The organism is Pseudomonas sp. NKUCC02_KPG (assembly GCF_019345465.1).
Taxonomy (GTDB): domain Bacteria; phylum Pseudomonadota; class Gammaproteobacteria; order Pseudomonadales; family Pseudomonadaceae; genus Aquipseudomonas.
This window is the reverse complement of the sequence record NZ_JAHKRC010000021.1, coordinates 56,321-78,699: the sequence shown is the minus strand read 5'-3', so window position 1 is coordinate 78,699 and position 22,379 is coordinate 56,321. Positions and strand designations below refer to the sequence as shown.

General features: G+C 58.9%; 17 protein-coding genes and 1 riboswitch. Of the genes, 7 read left to right on the top strand and 10 right to left on the bottom strand.

The features are described 5' to 3' along the window. Positions 1–69 precede the first annotated feature (69 nt). Positions 70–654, top strand: a complete 585-nt coding sequence (nfuA, locus tag KO536_RS22780; RefSeq protein ID WP_019827280.1) for a Fe-S biogenesis protein NfuA — start codon at positions 70–72, stop codon at positions 652–654. Positions 655–834: 180 nt separating this feature from the next. Here the strand turns inward: nfuA and cobM are convergent, their stop codons facing one another. The 5 genes from cobM to KO536_RS22755 form a co-directional block, all read right to left on the bottom strand. Continuing rightward, positions 835–1,581, bottom strand: a complete 747-nt coding sequence (cobM, locus tag KO536_RS22775; RefSeq protein ID WP_219263063.1) for a precorrin-4 C(11)-methyltransferase — start codon at positions 1,579–1,581, stop codon at positions 835–837. Positions 1,582–1,645: 64 nt separating this feature from the next. Beyond that, on the bottom strand, positions 1,646–2,071 hold the full coding sequence (locus tag KO536_RS22770; RefSeq protein WP_219263062.1) for a cobalamin biosynthesis protein: 426 nt from the start codon (positions 2,069–2,071) through the stop codon (positions 1,646–1,648). After that, a complete protein-coding gene (locus KO536_RS22765) occupies positions 2,068–2,769 on the bottom strand; it encodes a CbtA family protein (RefSeq protein WP_133076871.1) in 702 nt (233 codons plus the stop codon). The genes KO536_RS22770 and KO536_RS22765 overlap by 4 nt, the downstream gene beginning before the upstream one ends. 11 nt (positions 2,770–2,780) lie before the next feature. Continuing rightward, positions 2,781–2,969, bottom strand: coding sequence for a CbtB-domain containing protein (locus KO536_RS22760; protein ID WP_019827274.1), 189 nt, complete (start codon positions 2,967–2,969; stop codon positions 2,781–2,783). 95 nt (positions 2,970–3,064) lie between these two features. Beyond that, a riboswitch (cobalamin riboswitch) is annotated at positions 3,065–3,276 on the bottom strand. Between the two features lie 133 nt (positions 3,277–3,409). Then, positions 3,410–3,772, bottom strand: a complete 363-nt coding sequence (locus KO536_RS22755; RefSeq protein ID WP_133076870.1) for a response regulator — start codon at positions 3,770–3,772, stop codon at positions 3,410–3,412. A 175-nt stretch (positions 3,773–3,947) separates the two neighbouring features. Between KO536_RS22755 and KO536_RS22750 the strand changes: the two genes are divergently transcribed. From KO536_RS22750 to KO536_RS22730, 5 genes are all read left to right on the top strand, one after another. Continuing rightward, complete coding sequence (locus KO536_RS22750; protein WP_219263060.1) at positions 3,948–7,424, top strand: response regulator; 3,477 nt, start codon at positions 3,948–3,950, stop codon at positions 7,422–7,424. Next, on the top strand, positions 7,425–8,240 hold the full coding sequence (locus tag KO536_RS22745) for a protein-glutamate O-methyltransferase CheR (RefSeq protein ID WP_219263058.1): 816 nt from the start codon (positions 7,425–7,427) through the stop codon (positions 8,238–8,240). After that, entirely contained in the window at positions 8,237–8,845 is a 609-nt protein-coding gene (locus KO536_RS22740; RefSeq protein WP_133076867.1) for a chemotaxis protein CheB, read from the top strand. Before KO536_RS22745 ends, KO536_RS22740 begins: the two co-directional genes overlap by 4 nt. After that, positions 8,836–10,032, top strand: coding sequence for a hybrid sensor histidine kinase/response regulator (locus tag KO536_RS22735; protein WP_219263057.1), 1,197 nt, complete (start codon positions 8,836–8,838; stop codon positions 10,030–10,032). The genes KO536_RS22740 and KO536_RS22735 overlap by 10 nt, the downstream gene beginning before the upstream one ends. Before the next feature lie 66 nt (positions 10,033–10,098). Next, the gene (locus tag KO536_RS22730; protein ID WP_003445176.1) at positions 10,099–10,476 is read left to right on the top strand and encodes a response regulator; all 378 of its coding nucleotides are present in this window, start codon (positions 10,099–10,101) and stop codon (positions 10,474–10,476) included. Positions 10,477–10,502: 26 nt separating this feature from the next. On the opposite strand, the gene KO536_RS22725 is transcribed toward KO536_RS22730, so the two are convergent. From KO536_RS22725 to KO536_RS22705, 5 genes are all read right to left on the bottom strand, one after another. Further along, on the bottom strand, positions 10,503–11,558 hold the full coding sequence (locus KO536_RS22725) for a tetratricopeptide repeat protein (protein ID WP_219263055.1): 1,056 nt from the start codon (positions 11,556–11,558) through the stop codon (positions 10,503–10,505). A 166-nt stretch (positions 11,559–11,724) separates the two neighbouring features. Next, positions 11,725–13,134 (bottom strand): efflux transporter outer membrane subunit, encoded by a 1,410-nt coding sequence (locus tag KO536_RS22720; protein ID WP_219263054.1) that lies wholly within the window; start codon positions 13,132–13,134, stop codon positions 11,725–11,727. After that, positions 13,131–16,310 (bottom strand): efflux RND transporter permease subunit, encoded by a 3,180-nt coding sequence (locus KO536_RS22715; RefSeq protein WP_219263053.1) that lies wholly within the window; start codon positions 16,308–16,310, stop codon positions 13,131–13,133. Before KO536_RS22715 ends, KO536_RS22720 begins: the two co-directional genes overlap by 4 nt. A 15-nt stretch (positions 16,311–16,325) precedes the next feature. Further along, positions 16,326–17,570, bottom strand: coding sequence for a multidrug efflux RND transporter periplasmic adaptor subunit MexE (gene mexE / locus KO536_RS22710; RefSeq protein WP_219263051.1), 1,245 nt, complete (start codon positions 17,568–17,570; stop codon positions 16,326–16,328). A gap of 1,044 nt (positions 17,571–18,614) precedes the next feature. Then, on the bottom strand, positions 18,615–20,804 hold the full coding sequence (locus KO536_RS22705; protein WP_219263050.1) for a TonB-dependent siderophore receptor: 2,190 nt from the start codon (positions 20,802–20,804) through the stop codon (positions 18,615–18,617). 186 nt (positions 20,805–20,990) lie between these two features. On the opposite strand from KO536_RS22705, the gene KO536_RS24370 reads away from it, so the two are divergent. Next, a complete protein-coding gene (locus KO536_RS24370) occupies positions 20,991–22,307 on the top strand; it encodes a hypothetical protein (RefSeq protein ID WP_257623054.1) in 1,317 nt (438 codons plus the stop codon). Positions 22,308–22,379 lie beyond the last annotated feature (72 nt).

Here is a 22,379-nt window from a genome sequence, read left to right as displayed (position 1 = left end):
AAAAACACTAGGACTTTGTCAGGCGCGCCGATTGGCGTAAACTGCATCCCATGTCTGCGAGGAGATTCCATGAGCGCCATAACGATTACCGACGCTGCCCACGATTACCTGGCTGATCTGCTGTCAAAGCAGAACACCCCGGGTATCGGCATCCGCGTCTTTATCACCCAACCCGGTACCCAGTACGCCGAAACCTGCATTGCTTACTGCAAGCCGGCTGAAGTCAAATCTGAAGATACCGCCATCGGCCTTAAAAGCTTCACGGCCTGGATCGATTCGTTCAGCGAACCCTTCCTTGACGATGCCGTGGTGGACTACGCCACCGATCGCATGGGTGGTCAGCTGACCATCAAGGCGCCAAACGCCAAAGTGCCGATGGTCAATGCCGACAGCCCGATCAACGAGCGCATCAACTACTACCTGCAAACCGAGATCAATCCCGGTTTGGCCAGCCACGGCGGTCAGGTCAGCCTGATTGAAGTGGTTGAAGACGGTATCGCGGTGCTCAAGTTCGGTGGCGGTTGCCAGGGCTGCGGCCAGGCGGACGTGACGTTGCGTGAAGGCATCGAGCGCACCCTGCTTGAGCGTGTGCCGGAGCTCAAGGGCGTACGTGACGTGACCGACCACTCGCAGAAAGAAAACGCCTACTACTAATAGAGCGTTCGCTGCGAAGCTGAAGAAAAAACGGTGCCCCGTGAGCACCGTTTTTTTATGGCTGCGCGATAGCCCTGCACGGTTCGGATTGTGCGGGCGCAGCAGAACCTAATGGGATCTACCTGACAGACCACGCCGTCCGTATCGCGAGCAAGCCCGCTCCCTCAGGGGGGAGAGCGTTCAAGGCCGATACAAATGCGCATGCCCCGCACGGTACAGCGACGAGTCCCCAAAACGGTCACTGGCCAGCACCCGGCCCACCAGGATCAGCGCCGTACGCCTGAATCCCTTGGCCTGGACCTTGACCGCGATGTCTGCAAGCGTCCCTTGCACCCAGTCCTGGTCAGGCCAGCTGGCGCGATGAATCACTGCAATCGGGCAATCACTGCCGTAGTGCGGGATCAGTTCCGCAACGATGTTTTCAAGGTTCTTGACCCCCAGATGAATGGCCATGGTCGCCTTGTGCTGCGCCAGGCTGGCCAGTTCTTCTCCGGCTGGCATAACGGTTTTTTCGGCGTAACGGGTCAGAATCACGGTTTGCGAAATATCGGGCAACGTCAGTTCGGCCCCCAGAATGGCCGCACAGGCCGCGGTAGCAGTCACTCCCGGAATGATCTCAAAGTCAATGCCCAGCTCACGCAAGCAGCGGATCTGTTCGCCAATGGCCCCGTACAAGCTGGGGTCGCCGGAATGTACGCGGGCCACGTCCTGGCCTTTGGCGTCGGCGGCACTGATCAGGGTGATGATCTGCTCAAGGTGCAGTTGCGCACTGTTGATCACCTGCTCAGCCTGATGGCCTTGCAGCACGGCCTCGGGGACCAGCGAGCCTGCGTAAATGATCACCGGGCAACTGCGAATCAGGCGCTGGCCCTTGACGGTAATCAGCTCAGGATCGCCGGGTCCGGCGCCGATGAAATAAACAGTCATGGCAGTCTCTTGAAGGGGTTGAGATAGAGCTGTTCTTGAACAACGCTCATAGTGAGGCGGGGGATTATCGCGGGTTTTGCTCGAAACAGGCCAACGCAAAGGTTGCGCCGGGTGATTTTTGTCGCGTAATCAGCAAGGTGGCGGGTGCCCCCGCGAGTCGCTCGGCCAGGGCCAGCGCAGCACTTTCGGCAATCCCGAAACAACCGGTTTTCTCGAATACAAGGTTCGAGCGATTGCTCAGCTGAGGGGCGTACGGGGCAAGCTGTTGCGCACTGAAGACCTCAAGCTCCAGTTCCAGTCGAGCTGCCAGTTGCAGCAGCCCGGGTTCCTGGCGCTTGAGATCGAGACTGGCCAGGGCACGGACCGCATTCAGCGGGATCCCGGCCCGGGCCAGAGAGCGTTCGATCAGACTCAACAGCTCTGCAGCGGTGCAACCTTGGCGACAGCCCAGGCCAATCACCAGGATTGGCACTGTGCCGGTTGCCGTCATGCCGAGTACTGGCCTTCAGACTTGCGGCGAAACAGCCAGGCGCTGATCACGCCGAGGGCCAGCCAAAAGGCGAAGTTGGTCAGTTGCGAGGCAATCTTGAACTGCGACTCCAGCTCGGCCGGGGCCAGGCTTGAATGCACCAGTGGCTGGGGTGCGCCAAAAATATGCGGAACCACCAGAATCGCCACGCCCAGCACTTTCAGCGCCCAGTGCTTGCCAAATACCATCAGCGCGATTGCTACCGCGGTCGAAGCTGCGGTGCTGACCCACCAGATTTGACGCTGCAGCAAATCTGCCGCTGCAGTGCCCGGCAACTCGGGTGGCAGGCCCAGGGTCGGCGCCAGGCAGAACACCGCATAACCGGCAAGGCCCCAGAGCAGGCCCTGGGAAGTGCGCGTCGGGGCACGCAAGGTGTAAAGGCCGGCCAGCATCAAGGCAAAACCCACAGCAACCACCAGATTGCCGCCAGTGGTAGACAGCACGCGCTGCCAGCCATCTTCCGGCTCCCAGGCCTCGGCGTCGTGCTCATGGGCTGGCATGGCCATGTCGGCATGCTCGTGTACTTCTGTGGCGGCAGGTTTTTCGTAGGTTTCGGCCTGCAAAATCAGCGGCGACACCCACAGGCTTTGCAGCAGGGTCAGCAGCAGGGCGGCCAGCAAGCCGGTGAAGCCTGCGGTTTGGGCGATACGCTTAATCATGGCAGGCAGTCTCAATGGCACGGGAAGGCGGAGCTGTGACGGGTGTCATGGGCCGCATTGTGAACCGCATCGATATGGGAGAACCCGGCGAAGTAGACGAGAAAAGCCCCCAGTACCGCAGCACCGACAGCCGCCACAATGCGTTGGCTTTGGGTGGCAGTGGTCGCGGCGGAATGGGTACGGCTGGTGCTGATAGACATGGCGCTTGCCTCAGGTCGGACGACGGGCAGCAAAGCGCAAGAAAACCCCGCGAACGAAGCCCGCAGGGTTTAACAGCGCCCGCCCACCGCGGGTTTGTTATTCAAAATAACCAGGCCGGTCTCCGGGCTTGCGAGGGGCTCAAGGGTTGAGCCTGCAAACATCTCCTTCCCATGCACTCGGCACAGTGGATTTGATGTTTCTCTCGCTTACCGTTGCGGGGGCAGCGCCGGACTTGCCAGGACTAACGCCTGACGCACCGGTTTCCCGTTTCACCCTGTGAAGGGCACCTGATACAAGATGTGTAGGAAACCACAGCCCAGGAGTGTCGTCAATTTAAAGGGGGGGTGTAGTCGCTGCCGCAGGCTGCGATAAGGGCCGCAGGAGCTTCAAAAAGCGGGGCCGCTACGCAGCCCTCGCAGCCTGCGGCAGCGACTACACGTCAGGCGGTCAGCAGGCTTTTGACTTTGTCGCGCAACTGATCAATGGAGAAAGGTTTGCCAATCACCGCCATGCCTTCTGCGACCTCAAGGGTTTCGGCATAGCCGCTGGCAAACAGGATGGGCATTTTTTCGCGCAATTGGCGGGCCTTGGCTGCCAGCTCCCGGCCGTCCATGCCCGGCAACCCTACGTCGGTCATCAGCAGGTCAATGGGCTGGGCCGCATTCTCCAGCAGTTCCATGGCCTGCTCGCTGCCGTCGGCTTCAAGTACGCTGAAGTCCAGTTCTTGGAGCACGTCTACGATCAGCATCCGAACAATGGCGTCGTCTTCGACCACCAGGATGGTGGAGGGTGTTGCGGACATAATCATGATCTCGATAAAAAATGTAAGCGTGGGTCTCACTGCAGCAAGGATAGCCTTGCCCAGCATCTGAATGTGCCTCTTTGTACGAAAATGTTCTTTGTCGGGTAAGAAAATAGAACTATTGCTCGGTAATCCGGCAAACTCCAGTTTTTTAAGACTGCCCACAGGCCTGAAAATGAACTCACCTGTATCAATTGATGAGCGAAGCTTTCGCAAGCTTCTGAGTCGCAACGTTGGCTTGCCCTTGGCTGTCGGCGTGCTCAGTGCCGCGTTATTCGTGATCATGGTCAGCTATTTGTTATCAGTGATCAGGTGGGTGGAGCACAGCGACCGGGTTATCAGTAATACCAACGACGCCGTGCGGCTGACGGTGGATCTTGAAAGCGGCATGCGCGGGTTCCTGATTACGGGCGATGAGCATTTTCTGGACCCCTATGCCGTTGCCAAGCCGCAAATTGCGCTCCAGTTGAAGGGGTTGCAGGAGCTGGTCAGCGACAACCCGCAGCAGGTCGACCGGCTGAAACGCCTTGAGGCGTTGCAAAATGAGTGGAATGCCTACGCCCAGTCGATGGTCGATCTGCGCCGTCAGGACGGCGATTACCGTGCGGCCATACAGGCGGGGCGGGGCAAGCGCCTGGCGGATGAAATCCGCAAGGAATATGACGACTTCATTCAGATGGAACAGCAGCTACGGGTGGCTCGCAGCGAAGAGGTGAGTCGCACTACGATCATCAGTATTGGCCTGTATCTGATTTTCGTGCTGGGTTTGAGCGGCTTTTTGGCCTATATCGGTCGTCGCGATTTGCTTGAACTTTCAAAGAGTTACAACAATGCCTTCGAGTCGCAGATCAATACTGCCCAGCGCCTGGAACAACAGGCCTGGCTGCGCAACGGTCAGACCGAGCTGGCGGAGCAGGTGCTGGGGCGCCTGACGCTCAACATGTTGGGCCACAACATCCTGCAGTTCTGTGCCCAGTACCTGGGATCCGTGGTGGCGGCCGTCTATGTGCGTGAAGATCACGGCGATCTCAAGCGTGTGGCCAGTTATGGCTTTTCCCGCGAGCAAGAGGCGCAGGGCCAACTGATTCACAATGGCGAAGGGATTATCGGGCAGGCAGTCAAGCAGGATCAGTTGATTCGCCTGGACAACGTACCCGCCGACTATTTTTCCAGGGTCAGCTCCGGGTTGGGCGAAGGCAGCCCTCGCAGTGTGCTGGTGGTGCCCACCAGTGATGATGATCGGGTCAACGGGGTCATCGAGCTGGGCTTCCTCAGGCCCCTGAGCGAGCGAGACATAGAGCTGTTCGAATTGATCGCCGACAACATCGGCATGTCGATTGAAGCGGCGCGCTATCGCCAGCGCCTGCAAGAGGTGCTGGCCGAAACCCAGCAGCTCAATGAGCAACTGCAGGTGCAGCAGGAGGAACTCAAGACCGCCAACGAGGAACTCGAAGAGCAGTCGCGCATTCTCAAAGAGTCCCAGACCAGCCTCGAAACCCAGCAGGCCGAGCTGGAGCAGACCAACGAAGAGTTGGCCGGCCAGCGGGATGCAATGGACCGCAAGAACACCGAACTCAACCAGGCCCAGGTGCAACTTGAAGAGCGGGCTGAAGAGCTGCAACGCTCCAGCAAGTACAAGTCCGAATTCCTGGCCAACATGTCCCACGAGCTGCGCACGCCGCTGAACAGCTCCTTGATTCTGGCCAAGCTGCTGTCCGAAAACCCGCAGCAGAACCTCAGCGCAGAACAGGTCAAGTTTGCCGAGTCTATTTACTCGGCGGGCAATGACCTGCTTAACCTGATCAACGACATCCTGGACATTTCCAAGGTAGAAGCCGGCAAGCTCGAAGTGCGCCCTGAGCACACCAGCGTGGCACGGGTGGTCGAAGGGTTGCGCAACATGTTCCAGCCGCTGGCGGGCGACAAGTCCCTGGGCTTTGAGGTCCAGTTGCAGCCCGGCACGCCGCCCATGATCTACACCGACAGCCAGCGTCTGGAGCAGATCCTCAAGAATTTGCTGTCCAACGCGGTCAAGTTCACGGAGCAAGGCCAGGTCAGCCTGACGGTATCCTGTCAGCCGGGCGAAGGGATTGCCTTTACCGTGAGCGATTCCGGTATCGGCATTTCCGTGGAGCAACAAGACTCCATTTTCGAAGCCTTCCGTCAGGCCGACGGCACCACCAACCGCCGCTACGGCGGCACAGGGCTGGGCCTGTCGATCTCCCGTGATCTGGCGACATTGCTGGGCGGTTCGATCGATGTCAGCAGCGAGCCGGGCAAGGGCAGTATCTTTACCCTGATCCTGCCACAGCAATTTGTGGAGCACGGCGAAGAACCCGTGCAACTGCCGGTTGGCCCCGCGCCACGGGTTGCAGTGCGGGTACCTGAGCCCCGGCCGCTGCTTGCTGTTGAGCCTGCGGCGGTGATTGAGCGCTTCATGGATGACCGCGAGCAGGCTCCATTTACCACGCGCTGTATTTTGGTGATTGAAGATGAACCCAACTTTGCACAGATCCTCTTCGATCTTGCACATGAATTGGGCTATCGCTGCCTGGTTGCCCATGGTGCGGACGAAGGTTTCAGCCTGGCGGTGCAGTTCATTCCCGATGCAATCCTGCTGGACATCCGCTTGCCGGACCATCCGGGGCTCACGGTGTTGCAGCGCCTGAAGGCAATGGCGTCGACGCGGCATATACCGGTTCACGTGATTTCCGCCGAGGACCGGGTTGAAGCCGCGATGCACATGGGGGCGGTGGGGTACGCCTTGAAGCCGACGACCCGTGAAGAGCTGAGAAATGTGTTCGCCCGCCTGGAGGCCAAGCTGACGCAGAAGGTCAAGCGTGTGCTGCTGGTCGAGGATGATGACTTGCAGCGCGACAGCATTGCCCGCCTGATCGGCGACGATGACATCGAGATCACCGCGGTCGGCTATGCCCAGGAGGCGCTCGACCTGCTGCGCACCACTGTTTACGACTGCATGATCATCGACCTCAAGTTGCCGGACATGCTGGGCAACGACCTGCTCAAGCGCATGTCGACCGAAGATATCTGCTCGTTCCCGCCGGTGATCGTCTACACCGGGCGCAATCTGACCCGGGATGAAGAAGCCGAGCTGCGCAAGTATTCGCGCTCCATCATCATCAAGGGCGCCCGCTCACCCGAGCGGTTGCTCGATGAAGTGACATTATTTCTGCACAAAGTCGAATCTCAGTTGTCCCATGATCGGCAGACGATGCTCAAGACCGCTCGCAGCCGCGACAAGGTGTTCGAGGGCCGCAAGATTTTGCTGGTGGATGACGACGTACGGAACATCTTTGCCCTGACCAGTGCGCTGGAACAGAAGGGCGCCATTGTGGTCATCGGTCGCAATGGACGCGAAGCCATCGAGCGCCTGGACGAAGTGGAAGATATCGACCTGGTGTTGATGGACGTGATGATGCCCGAGATGGATGGCTACGAAGCAACCGTCGAAATCCGCAAAAACCCGCGCTGGCGCAAGCTGCCGATCATTGCGGTCACGGCCAAGGCAATGAAGGACGATCAGGAGCGCTGCCTGCAGGCAGGTTCCAATGACTACCTGGCCAAACCGATTGATCTGGATCGACTGTTTTCGTTGATCCGGGTCTGGCTACCGAAAATGGAACGACTCTAAGTGCAACGAAACACTGACATCGAGTTAAGGCTGCTGATCGAAGCGATCTATCTCAAATACAGTTATGACTTTCGCGATTACTCCGGCGCCTCGATCAAGCGCCGGGTCAATCATGCATTGCGTCAGTTTGACTGCGGCACCATTTCGGCCCTGCAGGAGCGCATCCTCCATGACCCGACGGCCTTTATGCAGTTGCTGCAGTTCCTGACCATTCCAGTGAGCGAGATGTTTCGCGACCCGGAGCATTTTCTGGCCATTCGCCAGGAGGTGGTGCCGATCCTCAAGACCTACCCGTCGCTCAAGATCTGGATTGCGGGGTGCAGCACCGGCGAGGAGGTGTATTCAATGGCCATCCTGTTGCGTGAAGAAGGCCTGCTGGATCGCACCATCATCTATGCGACCGACATCAATCCGCGCTCTCTGGAAAAGGCCAAGCAGGGAATTTTCTCCCTGGACAATATCCGGACCTATACCCACAACTACCAAAAGGCCGGTGGTCAGCGTTCGTTTGCCGATTACTACACCGCCGCCTATGACTACGCGATTTTTGACAAGACGCTGCGCGAGAACGTGACCTTCGCCGATCACAGCCTGGCGACGGATAGCGTGTTCTCAGAAACCAATTTAATTTCATGTCGTAACGTATTGATTTATTTCAATAAGAATCTTCAAAACAGAGCCTTTGGTCTGTTCGAGGAGTCGTTGTGTCACCGCGGATTTCTGATGCTTGGGAGCAAGGAGACCCTGGATTTCTCGGACTACAGCAAACAGTTTTCCCCCGTGCTCAAGCAAGAACGGATCTACCGCAAGCTATGAAAAACCATGACCGTTACCTGACCGATCCCAGACCTGTCGAGGCGGTGGTGATCGGTGCGTCTGCGGGCGGGGTTGAAGCGTTGCTGACTATTTTTTCCGAGCTCAAACCTGGCTTCCGGCTGCCGATTATCGTGGTGCTGCACTTGCCCGAAGAGCGACGCAGCCAGTTGGCCGAGGTGTTTGCCCGGCGCTTGCCATTGGCGGTCAGGGAGGTTCAGGACAAACAGCCGATTGTGCCGGGCACCCTGTACTTTGCTGGCCCCGGGTATCACGTTTCGATTGAGCAGGATCACAGTTTTTCCTTGAGCCAGGAGGAGCCGGTGCATTACTCGCGACCTGCCATTGACTACCTGTTCGAATCCGCGGCCGATGTGTATCAACAGCGTCTGGCTGCCATTTTACTGACGGGCGCCAATCGGGATGGTGCCCAGGGGCTGAGCGTGGTCCAGCAGTCGGGCGGCCTGACCATTGTCCAGGATCCTGACGAGGCACAGGTTGCGACCATGCCCCGTGCGGCACTGGACCTTTTTCAACCGGACTGCATCCTTCCTTTGCGCGGCATCGGCCGTCTGCTTGTCGAGCTGGAACATAGCCAATGCTACTAAACGAAATTCAAGCCAAGCTGCTGATCGTCGATGACCTGCCGGAAAACCTGCTGGCGCTCGAAGCACTGATCAAGCGCGAAGATCGCATCGTGTACAAGGCCTTGTCTGCGGATGAGGCGCTGTCGTTGCTGTTGCAGCATGAGTTTGCGATGGCCATTCTTGACGTGCAAATGCCCGGCATGAACGGTTTTGAGCTGGCCGAGTTGATGCGCGGCACGGCCAAGACCAAAAACATCCCCATCGTGTTTGTCAGTGCCGCAGGGCGCGAGATGAACTATGCCTTCAAGGGCTATGAAAGCGGTGCGGTGGACTTTCTGCACAAACCGCTGGATATCCACGCGGTCAAAAGCAAGGTCAATGTCTTCGTCGAGCTTTATCGCCAGAGCAAGGCCATGAAGCAGCAGGTCGAGGCCCTGGAACAGAGCCGTCGCGAGCAGGAGACCTTGCTTGCGCAGTTGCAACTGACCCAGGTCGAGCTTGAGCGCGCGGTGCGCATGCGTGACGACTTTATGTCGATCGTCTCCCATGAAGTGCGCACGCCGCTCAACGGGCTGATCCTGGAAACCCAGTTGCGCAAGATGCACCTGGCCCGCGACAACGCGGCGGCGTTCACCCTGGAAAAGATGCACGCCATGGTCGATCGTGATGAGCGTCAGATCCAGAGCCTGATCCGCCTGATCGAAGACATGCTCGACGTGTCGCGTATCCGCACCGGCAAGCTGTCGATCAGGCCTGCCGAGTTTGATTTGGCCCGTACAGTCGGGCAATTGCTGGAGAATTTCGCGGCCCAGATCAGCGCTGCGCAATCGAGTGTCAGCTTCACAGCACAAAAACCCGTAGTGGGGCAGTGGGACGAGTTCAGAATTGAGCAAGTGATTTCCAATCTGCTGACCAATGCCTTGCGTTACGGTGCTAAAAAGCCCATTGATGTGTCTGTGTATATGGACGGTGATCAAGCTGTCGTGGATGTGCGCGATCAGGGCATCGGCATCAGCCAGGAAAACCAGCAGCGGGTGTTCCAGCAATTTGAGCGGGTTTCAGCCAGTCAGGTGGCTGCCGGGCTTGGCCTGGGGTTGTTTATCTCGGAACAGATCGTCGCGGCACACAGCGGCACCATCAGCGTGCAGAGCGAACTGGGTGAGGGCGCCTTGTTCAGGGTTTGCCTGCCGCTTGCACAAAAGACTTAAACTCGGCGCAACCTATGACCGCGCTCGGGGTCATACTGGCAGCGACGGCATGAATTAAGGTTTCCCATGAGTGAAGATGCGCAAGATGTTGTTTTGATTGTCGAAGATGACCCCTCGATCCTGATGGTCCTCAGCGCCTACCTGTCCGGCGAAGGCTACCGGGTATTGCAGGCCGAAAACGGCGAACAGGCGTTCGAGATTCTGGCGAGCAAGCCCCATCTGGACCTTATGGTGACCGACTTCCGCCTGCCGGGCGGAATATCCGGGGTGCAGATTGCCGAGCCAGCGTTGAAGCTGCGGCCTGACCTGAAAGTTATTTTTATCAGCGGCTACCCTGCCGAGATCCGTGATACGGGCAGCCCGATCACCCTGACGGCGCCGATCCTGGCCAAGCCGTTCGACCTCGATACCCTGCAAGAGCAGATCCAGAAACTATTGGCCTGAATGCCCGCTCTCACAGGGGATATGAATCACAAACCCTGCTGCAACGACGGGTCATCAGGGTTCATCTGCTCAAGCTGCGCCAGCAGCACCTGAACATTCTGCAATTGCCCGGCTTCTTTCCAGTAGCCGATCAACAATACCCGCGCCTTGCGATTGGCCGGTTGGCGTTGCAGCAGCTCTTCGAGCTGGCGTTGCGCGGCTTCAAGCTGGTCCAGGTCATGGAGGGCGGTCGCCAGCTTGTACCGGTAATCACTGTTGTCCGGTTCCAGCTCAACGGCCTTGGCCAGGCCCAGCAGGGCGTATTCCGTCTGGCCATGGTTTAGCAGCCAGATCCCCAGGGCATGTTGCAGGTACGCGGAATCGGGATGGGCTTCAAGCTGCCTGGCCAGCATCTGTCGCGCCTGCTCGTCCTTGCCGCGTTTTTCCAGCAGCTCGATCTGCGCGACGACTGCCTTGAGGTTGTCCGGGTCCAGGCGGGTGACTTGCTCCAGTGCGGCCTGGGCTTCGTCCAGTTGACCTTCGTGCAAATACAGACGGGCGAGTTGGCCCTGTGCCTGCGGATCGTCGGGCCTGGTTTTGAGGTCGCGCTCGAATTCGTCGATCACTTGCTGCAACGGGCCGAAGTACAGCCCCTGTTCGTCCGGCGACAGGCCGAGCAGGGCATTGGCGGCGGCAAAGCGCACACTCTGTTCGGTGTCATCCAGCAGCGGGCCCAGCAGCAACGTGCGCTGGGCGTTGGGCACCAGGCCGACAATGCTCTGGATCGCGGCTATGCGTACCACGGGCGAGGGGTTATGCAAGTCAGCGTCTGCCAGTTTCAGTGCCAGCGGGCTTGGGTAATTGGGCAGCTCGGCATGCAGGCTGGCGCGCCGGGTATCTGACAAGTCCTTGCGGGCCAGTTGCTGATAGAGCACGCGGGCGGCGCCGGGCTTGCCGTTTTGGGCCATGTCCAGGGCGATGGAGAATCGTTGACTGACGGATTGCGTGGGAACGGCAGGATCAGGGCGCATCGAATACCAAAGACCGGCGGCGATGAGCGCTGACAGAAAGCTGATTGCGAGGTAGCGGCGAGGCTGGGTCATCCAATATCCAGAAGCATGCGTGCATATGGGGTGCAAGAGTGGGTGAGTCGGGGGCTGGAGTCAAACGCAGCCTTCGACAGCTGTTACGGGCAAAAAAAAGCCCCGCGACCGAATGAGCGCGGGGCTAAAAATTGGTTGGTTGCGGCCAACCAAAGGAGCTCTTGAATCAGTGTGCGCTGGCGACGGTCTCGGCTTGCCAGCCACCACCCAGTGCTTTGTAAATCGCTACTACGCCGCGATACAGCTCAACCTCGGCCTGGGCCTGGCTGTCTTCTGCGGCCAGTCGCTCCCGTTGGGCGTCGAGCAGCACCAGAAAGTCCACCGTGCCTTCGCGATAGCGAATAGCAGCCAGATCCGCTGCGATCCGGCTGGATTCGCTTTGACGAATCAACGAGACCAGACGTTGCTGGCGCTTGCCGTAATCGCTGAATGCGTTTTCGGACTCTTCCAGCGCCAACAGCACCTGCTGCTCGTAACTGGCCAGTGCGCCATCAGCCTCTGCACCGGCACCGCGCAGACGCGCACGCACGCTGCCCAGGTCAAACGCCGGCCAGGTAATGCGCGGGCCCAGCGCCCAGGCATTGGCTGCAGCCGAGCCTATTTGCGAGCCGCGTCCGGCGGTAAAACCGAGAAAACCACTCAGGCTGACCCGAGGGAACAAATCGGCCTTGGCCACCCCGATCCGGGCAGTGGCGGCTGCCAGCTTGCGCTCGGCACTCAGGATGTCGGGCCGGCGCTGCAGCAAATCGCCGGGGTTGCCGATGTTCAGTGCCTTGGCAATGGCCGGCAACTGCGCCGGGCTCAAGTCAACGCTGAGCTGCTCAGGGCGCTGGCCCAGCAGAGTGGCGATGCGATTGCGCTCACGCACCTGCTCGGCCTGCAGTTGCGGCACGCTGGCCTCAACCGCGGCCAGGCGGGCGTCGGCACGCATGACGTCCAGTTGATCGCCAACACCTGCGTCACGCAGGCTTTCGGTAATGGCCTTGGAGTCTTGCTGGTTCTTCAAGTTGGCCAGGGCAATCCGCTCACGCAGTTGGGCGCCGCGCAATTCACCGTAGGCATCCACCAGTTCGGCAATCATGGTCACTTGCAGCTGGTACAGATCCGCTGCAGCCACTTGCTCGTCGGCATCGCTGGCCTCCAGTTCACGCTGGATACGACCAAACAGGTCGACTTCCCAGGCCATGTCCAGGCCCAGGTCATAGCGTTCACTGTTGACCCGCTTTTCGGTCTGGCCCGGAATCTGGCCCTTGCCGACATCGCTGCTGGCACGGCTGGTGATGGTCGGCATGATGTCATTGCTGACGTCATCGCGAATCGCCCGGGCTGCACGCAGGCGGGCAAAGGCCACGCGCAACTCGCGGTTGCCGGCCAGTGACTGAGTCACCAGCTGGTTGAGGGTCGGGTCGTCGAACTGCTGCCACCAGATCCCTTCAAAGTGCGCCCGGTCAAAGCCCTTCAGGTTATCGGCACTGATATGGGCAGGCTCTGTGGCCGGGGTCTTGTAGTCCGGGCCTACGGCGCAAGCGCTCAAGGCCAGCACCAACAGACTCGGCAGAAAAACTTTCACGCTCATTGTTGCGACTCCAGCTTGAGGTGCTTGGCCGCTTTGCGCGCTTCACTGCGCTCCACATAACGGCGGATCAAGACATAGAACACAGGCGTCAGCAGCAGGCCGAAGAAGGTCACCCCGAGCATCCCGGAGAACACCGCAACACCCATGGCGTGGCGCATTTCTGCACCTGCACCGCTGGACAGCACCAGAGGCACCACGCCCATGATGAAAGCGAAAGAGGTCATCAGGATCGGCCGCAGACGCAGGCGGCAGGCTTCAAGTACCGCATCCAGCGGGCTCATGCCTTCTTCCTGTTTGTCCTTGGCAAACTCCACAATCAAGATCGCGTTCTTGCACGCCAACCCCACGAGGACGATCAATCCGATCTGGGTGAAGATGTTGTTGTCACCCCCCGACAGAATCACACCGGTAATGGCTGACAGCAGGGTCATGGGCACAATCAGGATCACCGCCAGTGGCAGGCTCCAGCTTTCGTATTGGGCGGCCAGTACCAGGAACGCCAGCAGAACACAGAGCGGGAACACGAACAGCGCGGTATTGCCCGAAAGGATTTGCTGATACGTCAGCTCCGTCCACTCGAAGGTCATGCCGTTGGGCAGCTCTTCCTTCAGCAGTTTTTCCATCGCCGCTTCTGCCTGGCCCGAGCTGTAGCCCGGTGCTGCGCCGCCGTTGATTTCTGCGGTGACAAAGCCGTTGTAGTGCATCACGCGATCGGGCCCGGCGGTGTCGCTGACCTTGATAAAGGTCGCCAGCGGGATCATTTCGCCCTTGTTGTTACGCACTTTCAGCTGGCCGATCTGCTCGGGCTCCAGGCGGAACTGCTGTTCGGCTTGCACGTTGACCTGATAAGTACGACCGAAGCGGTTGAAATCGTTGGCATACAGCGAACCCAGATAGATTTGCAGGGTGTCGAAGATGTCGCTGATGGCCACGCCGTGGGTCTTGGCTTTTTCACGGTCGATGGCTGCATCGACTTGCGGTACGTTGACCTGATAGCTGGTGAACAACCCGGCCAGTTCCGGCACGCTGCGGCTCTTGGTGATCACGTTCTGCACTTCTTTGTACAGCTCGTCATAGCCCAGACCTGCGCGGTCCTCGACCTGCAGGCGGAAACCGCCGATGGTGCCCAGCCCCTGTACCGGAGGCGGCGGGAAGATGGCGATGTAGGCTTCCTGGATATCGGCAAACTCTGCGTTCAACGTGGCGGCAATGGCAGCGGCAGACTGGCTCGGGTCTTTGCGTTGATCAAAGTCCTTGAGCGCAACAAACACGATGCCGCTGTTCGGGCTGTTGGTGAAGCCGTTGATCGACAGGCCTGGGAAGGCGATCGAGTTGGCAACGCCAGGCTGCTTGAGGGCCAGCTCCGACATGCGCTTGATCACTTCTTCACTGCGATCCAGGCTTGCAGCGTCCGGCAGTTGCGCGAAGGCCACCAGGTATTGCTTGTCTTGCGGCGGTACAAAGCCGGTTGGCGTGTGGGCAAAACCTGCCCAGGTCAGCGCCATCAGACCTGCATACACCAGCATGGCGATACCGCTGCCACGAATGATCCGGCGCACCGTGCCCACATAGCCGTTACTGGCCTTGACGAAGAAGCGGTTGAACGGACCAAACAGCCAGCTGCCGAACAGGCGATCCAGCACGCGGGTAAAGCGGTCTTTGGGCGCGTGATGACCTTTGAGCAATACCGCGGCCAGTGCCGGGGACAGCGTCAGCGAGTTAAAGGCCGAGATGACTGTGGAAATGGCAATGGTCAGGGCGAACTGCTTATAGAACTGGCCGGTCAGGCCCGAGATAAATGCAGCCGGAATAAACACCGCGCACAGCACCAGGGCGGTGGCGATGATCGGCCCGGTCACTTCGCGCATGGCCCGCTTGGTAGCGTCCACGGGGTTGAGCCCCAGCTCGATATTTCGCTCGACGTTTTCCACCACCACAATCGCATCGTCCACCACGATCCCGATGGCCAGTACCAGACCGAACAGCGACAACGCGTTGAGCGAAAAGCCAAACATGTGCATCACTGCGAACGTACCGATCAGCGATACAGGCACAGCGACCAGCGGGATAATCGAAGCGCGCCAGGTTTGCAGAAACAGGATAACAACCAGTACAACCAGGATCAGTGCTTCAAACAGGGTATGGACCACCGCCTCAATCGAACCACGAACGAAGATCGTCGGGTCGTAGACAATGTCGAAGTCCATGCCTTCGGGGAAGCCCTTCTTCAGCTCGGCCATCTTGGCGCGAACGTCATTGGAGATCTGGATCGCATTGGAGCCGGGACGCTGGAAGATCGGGATCGCCACCGCCGGCTGGTTGTTCAGCAGCGAGCGCAGCGCGTACTGGCTGGAACCCAGTTCGACCCTGGCAATGTCTTTGAGGCGAGTGATCTGGCCATCATCGCCTGCGCGGATGATGATGTTTTCGAACTCTTCTTCAGTGACCAGGCGGCCCTGGGTGTTGACCGACAGCTGGAAGCTGGACGCATTGGGGGCAGGCGGAGCACCCAGGGCACCGGCGGCGACCTGACGGTTCTGTTCGCGGATGGCCGTCACCACATCGGTGGCGGTCAGGTTGCGCGACGCGGTTTTGTTGGGATCAAGCCATACCCGCAGCGAGTAGTCACCCATACCGAACATCTGCACATCGCCGATACCGTTGAGCCGCGCCAGTTCATCCTTGATGTTGAGGATGGCGTAGTTGGACAGGTACAGCATGTCGTAACGCTGGTCCGGTGAGGTCAAGTGCACAACCATGGTCAGGTCGGGCGATGCCTTGTCCACCGTAATACCGATGCGCGTCACTTCCTCGGGCAGCTTGGGCTGGGTGCGGGTCACCCGGTTTTGCACCTGCACCTGGGCGTTGTCCAGGTCAGTGCCCAGGGCAAAGGTGATGGTCAGGGTGATCTTGCCGTCAGCGGTGGACTGCGAAGACATGTACAACATGTTTTCAACACCGGTGATGGCCTGCTCCAGTGGCGCCGCGACGGTTTCGCCGATCACTTTGGGGTTGGCGCCGGGGAAGTTGGCGCGCACGACAACGGTAGGCGGGACCACTTCCGGGTATTCACTGATCGGCAACTGGAACAGCGAAATGCCGCCCGCAATCAAAATCAGCAAGGAAAGTACAGCGGCGAAAATCGGCCGCTGAATGAAGAACTGGGAAAAATTCATCGGAGTTATCGTCCCTTAACCGCGAGGAGTCGCGACACTGGCCAACTTCGGCGCGCCAGGGGCGGGCTTGATTTGAGGCAGGTTGCTGGCTTCCAGGGCTTGTCGTTGTTGTGCCAGTGCGGCGAGGGTCTGCTCGTTGGCCATCGGGATCACTTCAGGGGCTACCGGCGAACCGGGGCGCACTTTCTGCAAGCCCTTGACGATGATCGTGTCGTCCTTGCTCAGGCCGCTGCGAACAATACGCAGGCCTTCGATTTTCGGACCCAGATCCACGGCGCGGTAGACCGACTTGTTGTCGGCACCCATCACCAGCACGAATTTTTTGCCCAGGTCGGTACCGACCGCTTCTTCATTGATCAGTACGGCGGAGTAGGTACCGCTGCCCACCAGCTTGAGCCGTGCATACAGCCCCGGCGTGAAGTTGCCGTCGGCGTTGTCGAACACCGCGCGACCACGGATGGTGCCCGTCTGCGGATTGACCTGGTTGTCGACGAAGTTCATCTGGCCCAGGTGCGGGTTGCCGTCTTCGTTGGACAGGCCGAGATAGACCGGGGTGCTCTGGCCGCGTTGACCCTGACGGGCAAGCTGGTTGTATTTGAGGAACACGCGCTCGTCGGCATCGAAGTAGGCGTACACCTTGTCGGTAGACACCACGCTGGTCAGTGGCGTGACATCAGCGGTGACGATGTTGCCCGCGGTGATTTCGGCACGGCTGACGCGGCCACTGATTGGGGAGGTTACGCGGGTAAAGCTCAGGTTGAGCTTTGCCAGGTCCAGTTGCGCCTGGATGGCAGCGACACCGGCACGTGCAGCCTGGGCTGCGGTGCTGCGTGAGTCGGCCAGTTCAGCGGAGATCGCATTGCTCTGGCGCAGGCGCTCACCGCGCTGGGCTTCGTTTTCGGTGCGGGTGGCGTTGGCGCGGGCTTGTTGCACTTGGGCTTCAAGGCGGCGGACTTCAGCCTGGAAGGGGCGAGGGTCGATCTGGAACAGCAGGTCGCCCTTTTTCACCAGGGCGCCCTCGTTAAAGGCGACCTGATCAATCTGGCCCGACACGCGTGGACGTATTTCGACTGTTTCCGGAGCTTCAAGGCGACCGGTGAACTCGTCCCATTCATTGACCGGCTGTTCAAGCACCTTGGCCACACTGACTTTTGCAGCGGGAGCAGGAGCAGTCGCGTCCGGGGTTTTGCCGCATGCACTCATCACCACGATGGCCAAAGCCGCGAGTGGGAAGCGCAAATGTTTAAGTGACTGTTCCATGAGGGGGAGTCCGCCAATCTATTGAGATGGGCGGATAATGCTGGCGCGCGTGCCGGGGAACGAATCGAACCCAGCGAAGATCAATATCATCCGGAATGATACAAAGCGTAACCAAGCCCTCTAGCCTGCGCTTTTTGTTAGGGGGCTATCAATTAAATTTTGCTTAATGTTGTTGCGAGGAGTTGCAGCTACCAATCTGTAGTCGCTGACGAGCCGTGCGAGGCTGCGAAGCAGTCGTAAGCTCAGCTTTCACGGTTAATCAGGCAAACCGCGTGTACCGGTTTTGCGACCGCTTCGCGATCGATCGCAGCCTCGTTCTACTCGTCAGCGACTACAAGGGGTAGGTTGCGAACTGTAGTCGCTGACGAGCCGTGCGAGGCTGCGTCCGGCTGCGTAGCAGTCGTAAAGTCGGCTTCCACAGTTCATCAGGCAAACCGCGTGTACCGGTTTTGCGACCGCTTCGCGATCGATCGCAGCCTCGTTCTACTCGTCAGCGACTACAAGGGGGGGGTGGCGAACTGTAGTCGCTGACGAGCCGTGCGAGGCTGCGTCCGGCGGCGTAGCCGTCGTAAGATCAGCTTCCGCGGTTCATCAGGCAAACCGCGTGTCCCGGTTTTACGACCGCTTCGCGATCGATCGCAGCCTCGTTCTACTCGTCAGCGACTACAGCGGGTAGGTTGCGAACTGTAGTCGCTGACGAGCCGTGCGAGGCTGCGTCCGGCTGCGTAGCCGTCGTAAGATCAGCTTCCACGGTTAATCAGGCAAACCGCATGTACCGGTTTTGCGACCGATTCGCGATCGATCGCAGCCTCGTTCTACTCGTCAGCGACTACAAGGGGTAGGTTGCGAACTGTAGTCGCTGACGAGCCGTGCGAGGCTGCGTCCGGCGGCGTAGCCGTCGTAAAATCAGCTTCCACGGTTCATCAGGCAAACCGCCTGTCCCGGTTTTACGACCGCTTCGCGCTCGAACGTAGCCTCGCACGGTTCGTCAACGCCCACAAAAAGTCGGGCAGGGTCTAAATCCGGGACTAACGAAGCCAAACCCTAGAAATTGATCGAAGCACTCAGTCTTGCCGTCAGCGGCGCCCCCTGGAACACATAGTTGTCGCCCATGTATTCCCCTACATCCCGCCAGTAGCGCTTGTCGAACAGGTTATCGACCGTCAGGCGAAAGACGGTGTCGTAACCGTCGATACGGGTGCTGTAGCGGCTGCCGATATTGAAAATAGCGTAAGCATCAGCCTGGGTCTGACCCAATTGACTGGCGTATTTCTTGCCGCTGTATTGAACGCCGCCGAGCAGTGCCAGGCCATCGATCCAGGGCAGGGCGTAGTCACCATGAAGGCTGGCACGCAGGGTAGGGACGTTGATGGTTTGATGGCCCTCATAGTCCGGTGTGCCGCTGCCCGTGACCCGTGACCGGATCACCGCCACACTCGCACCCACCTGCAGGCGTTCGCTGGCCCAGCCGTTGGCTGCCAGCTCCAGCCCGGTGTTCTTTTGTTGCCCCTGTTGCACGAAGATGAATGAGCCGTCGCTCTGGGGCTCGGAGTACTGGTATGCCTGACGGATCTGAAACAGCGTGGCGCTCAGGCTGATGCGCTGCCAGTCATACTTGATCCCGGCTTCGATCTGCCGCGATACGGTGGGGGGCAGGATTTGATATCGATTCGTTGCAAACCACGGCGCTTCCGCGCCCAGGGACAGGCCCTTGCTGTAGCGCGTATACAGCGTCATGTTTTGCACCGGTTTGTAGATCAGCGCGGCCTGGGGCAGGAACTCATAGCGTTGGGTGTGTCGGGTGGTGTCGCCATTGCTGTCGAAAGTCCTTTCGTCCAGACGCACTTCGCGCCCGCCGATCATGGTCTGCCACTGCTCGTTAAAGCTGATCAGGTCATTGAAAAACACTCCGTACTGGCGGCTGTCCAGACGGCGATAGCTGTCGTTGACGGGACCCTGGTAGCGCGCAAATTGCTCGGGTTCGGTATCAATGTTGCCGGTGCCGATCATCTCGTTGATCAGCTCGCGCTGATCGACCACGCGTCGAAAGGCACTGGTGCCCACTGTCAGCTCGTGGCCGATGCTGGCGGTATCAAACTTGCCGCTAAGTGCTGCCTGAACTTCATCGTTGCGCCGGGTATCGTCGGGGCTTCGGAAGTCGTAGATGTCGTAATTGCCTTCAGGGCTGAAGTAGTTGGGTACTGGCGCGCTGGAGCAACTGGCGGAGCCATAGCAGCCCCAGGCAAACGAACTGTAATCGTCAATCACCACCTTGCTGCGTGATGCGCTGAGGCTACCCTTCCAGCTGTCACTGAAGCGGTACTCAAAGTTGCCGTTGATATTGAGTGAATCAATGGTCACCGGCTTGGAGCCGCTCTGGTGTGCCAGCAGTTTTTTCGGTGAGGCGTGGTGTGGCAGCTCGGTGCCGCCGAGCAATTGATAGCCCGGAACCGAACGCTGCTCCTTGTTTTGATACTCCACGTCCAGTTGCAGCAGGGCATCGGGGCTGATGTTCCAGTCGAATGCCACGGATGCAAAATCACGCTGGCCATTGGCGTGTTCGACCCAGGAGTGAATATCTTCGTGGGCGACGTTGGCGCGCAGGCCGAACTGCTGTTCGCTACCGAACCAGCCACCCACGTCGGCGGCCAGATAACCGCTGCCACGGTCGTCGGTCGAGACAGTGACCGAACGCACATCGGCTGCGCGCTTGGTCACGTAATTGACCACACCGCCGGGCTCCGAAACCCCGCTTTGCAAGCCCGAAAGCCCTTTGAGCAACTCCACCTGCTGCTTGTTTTCCAGCCCGACATTTTGTTCGCCGGTGATGGTGCGGCCATTGATCTTGTAGCTGTTGGCCGAATTGAGCGAGAAACCGCGCACCACGAAATTTTCGTAATAGCCGACCGGGGCATAGCTCTCGCCCACTGAGGCATCATTTTTCAGCACATCACTGAGCAGGCGGGCTTGTTGATCTTCAATCAACGCATCGGTAAACACCGAGATCGCTGCGGGGGTATCGAGCAATGGCGCCGCCTCAAAACCACCCACCCAGGCGTTGTCTGCCTGGTAAGCCCCGTTATCCTCGGCGGTGACGGCAGTGGCAGGCAGTTCGGTTCGGGCTGCGTGTGCCGCAGGCATGGCGCTGCCCAGCAGCACGCCTAGGCTGAGCAAACCGAACCGGAACCGCGGATCGGCCCCAGTCTGGTTGAACGTGCGGTAAAGCCTTTTCATGCACAACTCCTGAACGATGGACAGGCGTGTCAGCGATGCCTGTCTAACAAACGCGCCATCATACAGATCCGCTGAGAAACGCACCTTTGTGATGCATTTGCCAGGCTCGTAGTGTGCAGCCAAGTCTTTATTGTTGGCATAATTTGTGTTATAATTAGATAGACACTTATTGCTTGCGCGAGTTGAATGAGCGCCCCCTCGGCAAATTTTGCGTCTTCTACCATGAAAACATGTAATAAAGTGCAGTCACCCGCTGGTGCATTGGCAAGCTTTTTATTGTGTGGGTTTCTGCTCTTTCTGACAGTGTTTTTTGCCCCCCATGCTCAAGCATTGACGGCTGAAATCACTGCTGTTTTCAACCCCGATCCGGGCAACCCTCAGGTCAACCAGTTCAAAAACACCACGCCCAATTCCGGTATTTGCGCCAGCTACCCCAGCATATGTATTCCCAGAGGTTACTTCAGCATCGGTTTACGTAATCTCGAGGCACGTTCGCAGAGACCGATTCTGGCTAACCATGCCAATGTCAGAGACGGTGCGATGTTCAAGGTCCCGGCCGAACCGAGATCCGTTCAAGTGACCAACTCCCGTGGGCAGGTGGCGCAGGTGCAGTTTTCCATTTCGGCCCTGGGTGGAACCAACTGGACCCGTGACGTCAGGCTGATGACAGGCATACCGACAAACAGTGCAACTACCGCTCAGAGCCATCTTTGGGGCGGGTTCCAGTGGGGCTGGAGTTCGCCAGCGGCTTGCCCGCGGGGGCCTGCGATGGGACCTTCTTATACGGGCGCCAATTTCTTTTGGTTTACCCCTCAGCCCGTACCCTGTGGCGTTTCTCAGGCGTATGAGATCGACAGTCTGATAATGTCCAATATCAGCGTGTCGTACCTGATGACCTCTCCTGATCCCCTGCGAATGGAAACAGGCACTTATCGCGGCTCGATCACCTATTCGGTGGGGCCGGGCGGGGACTTCGATTTTGGCGACAATCTGCTCCCTACCGACAACAGTGTCACCCTCAATTTCACCCTGGACGTTCAACACACCCTCAGGTTTCAGTTTCCGGCCAACAGCAGTCGTATTGAACTGATCCCTGGCGGCGGCTGGCAGCAATGGTTGAACCAGGGGCGTCGGCCGCAAAGGCTCTGGGCTGATCAGGGTTTCAACATCTCGTCGTCCACCCCGTTCAGCATGGCACTGCAATGCGAATACCTGGTGGGCACCCTGTGCGGGATACGAAACCCAACGGGTCATACGGTGGCGGTTGAAACTCGGCTGACACTGCCAAATGGCTTGCGCGACGCCTCGGATCAACCGGTGAACCGCCAACTGCTAAGCACAACGCCTGCCGTCTATTCCCCCAGTTTCTACGTGGATAACGGTCAAGCGAAACTGCACTTTGAAGTGGCCCAGGATCAGATGCAAAGCATGCTCAATGATCATTCGGGCAGCACGTACAGAGGCACCATCACGGTTATCTCGGACAGTGAAATCAATTATTGATTCGCTGCGCCAGGCCCTGATCATCAAACCCGCCATCCGGCCCGTTCGTGGGGGTGTGACGTTTTTGTTGTG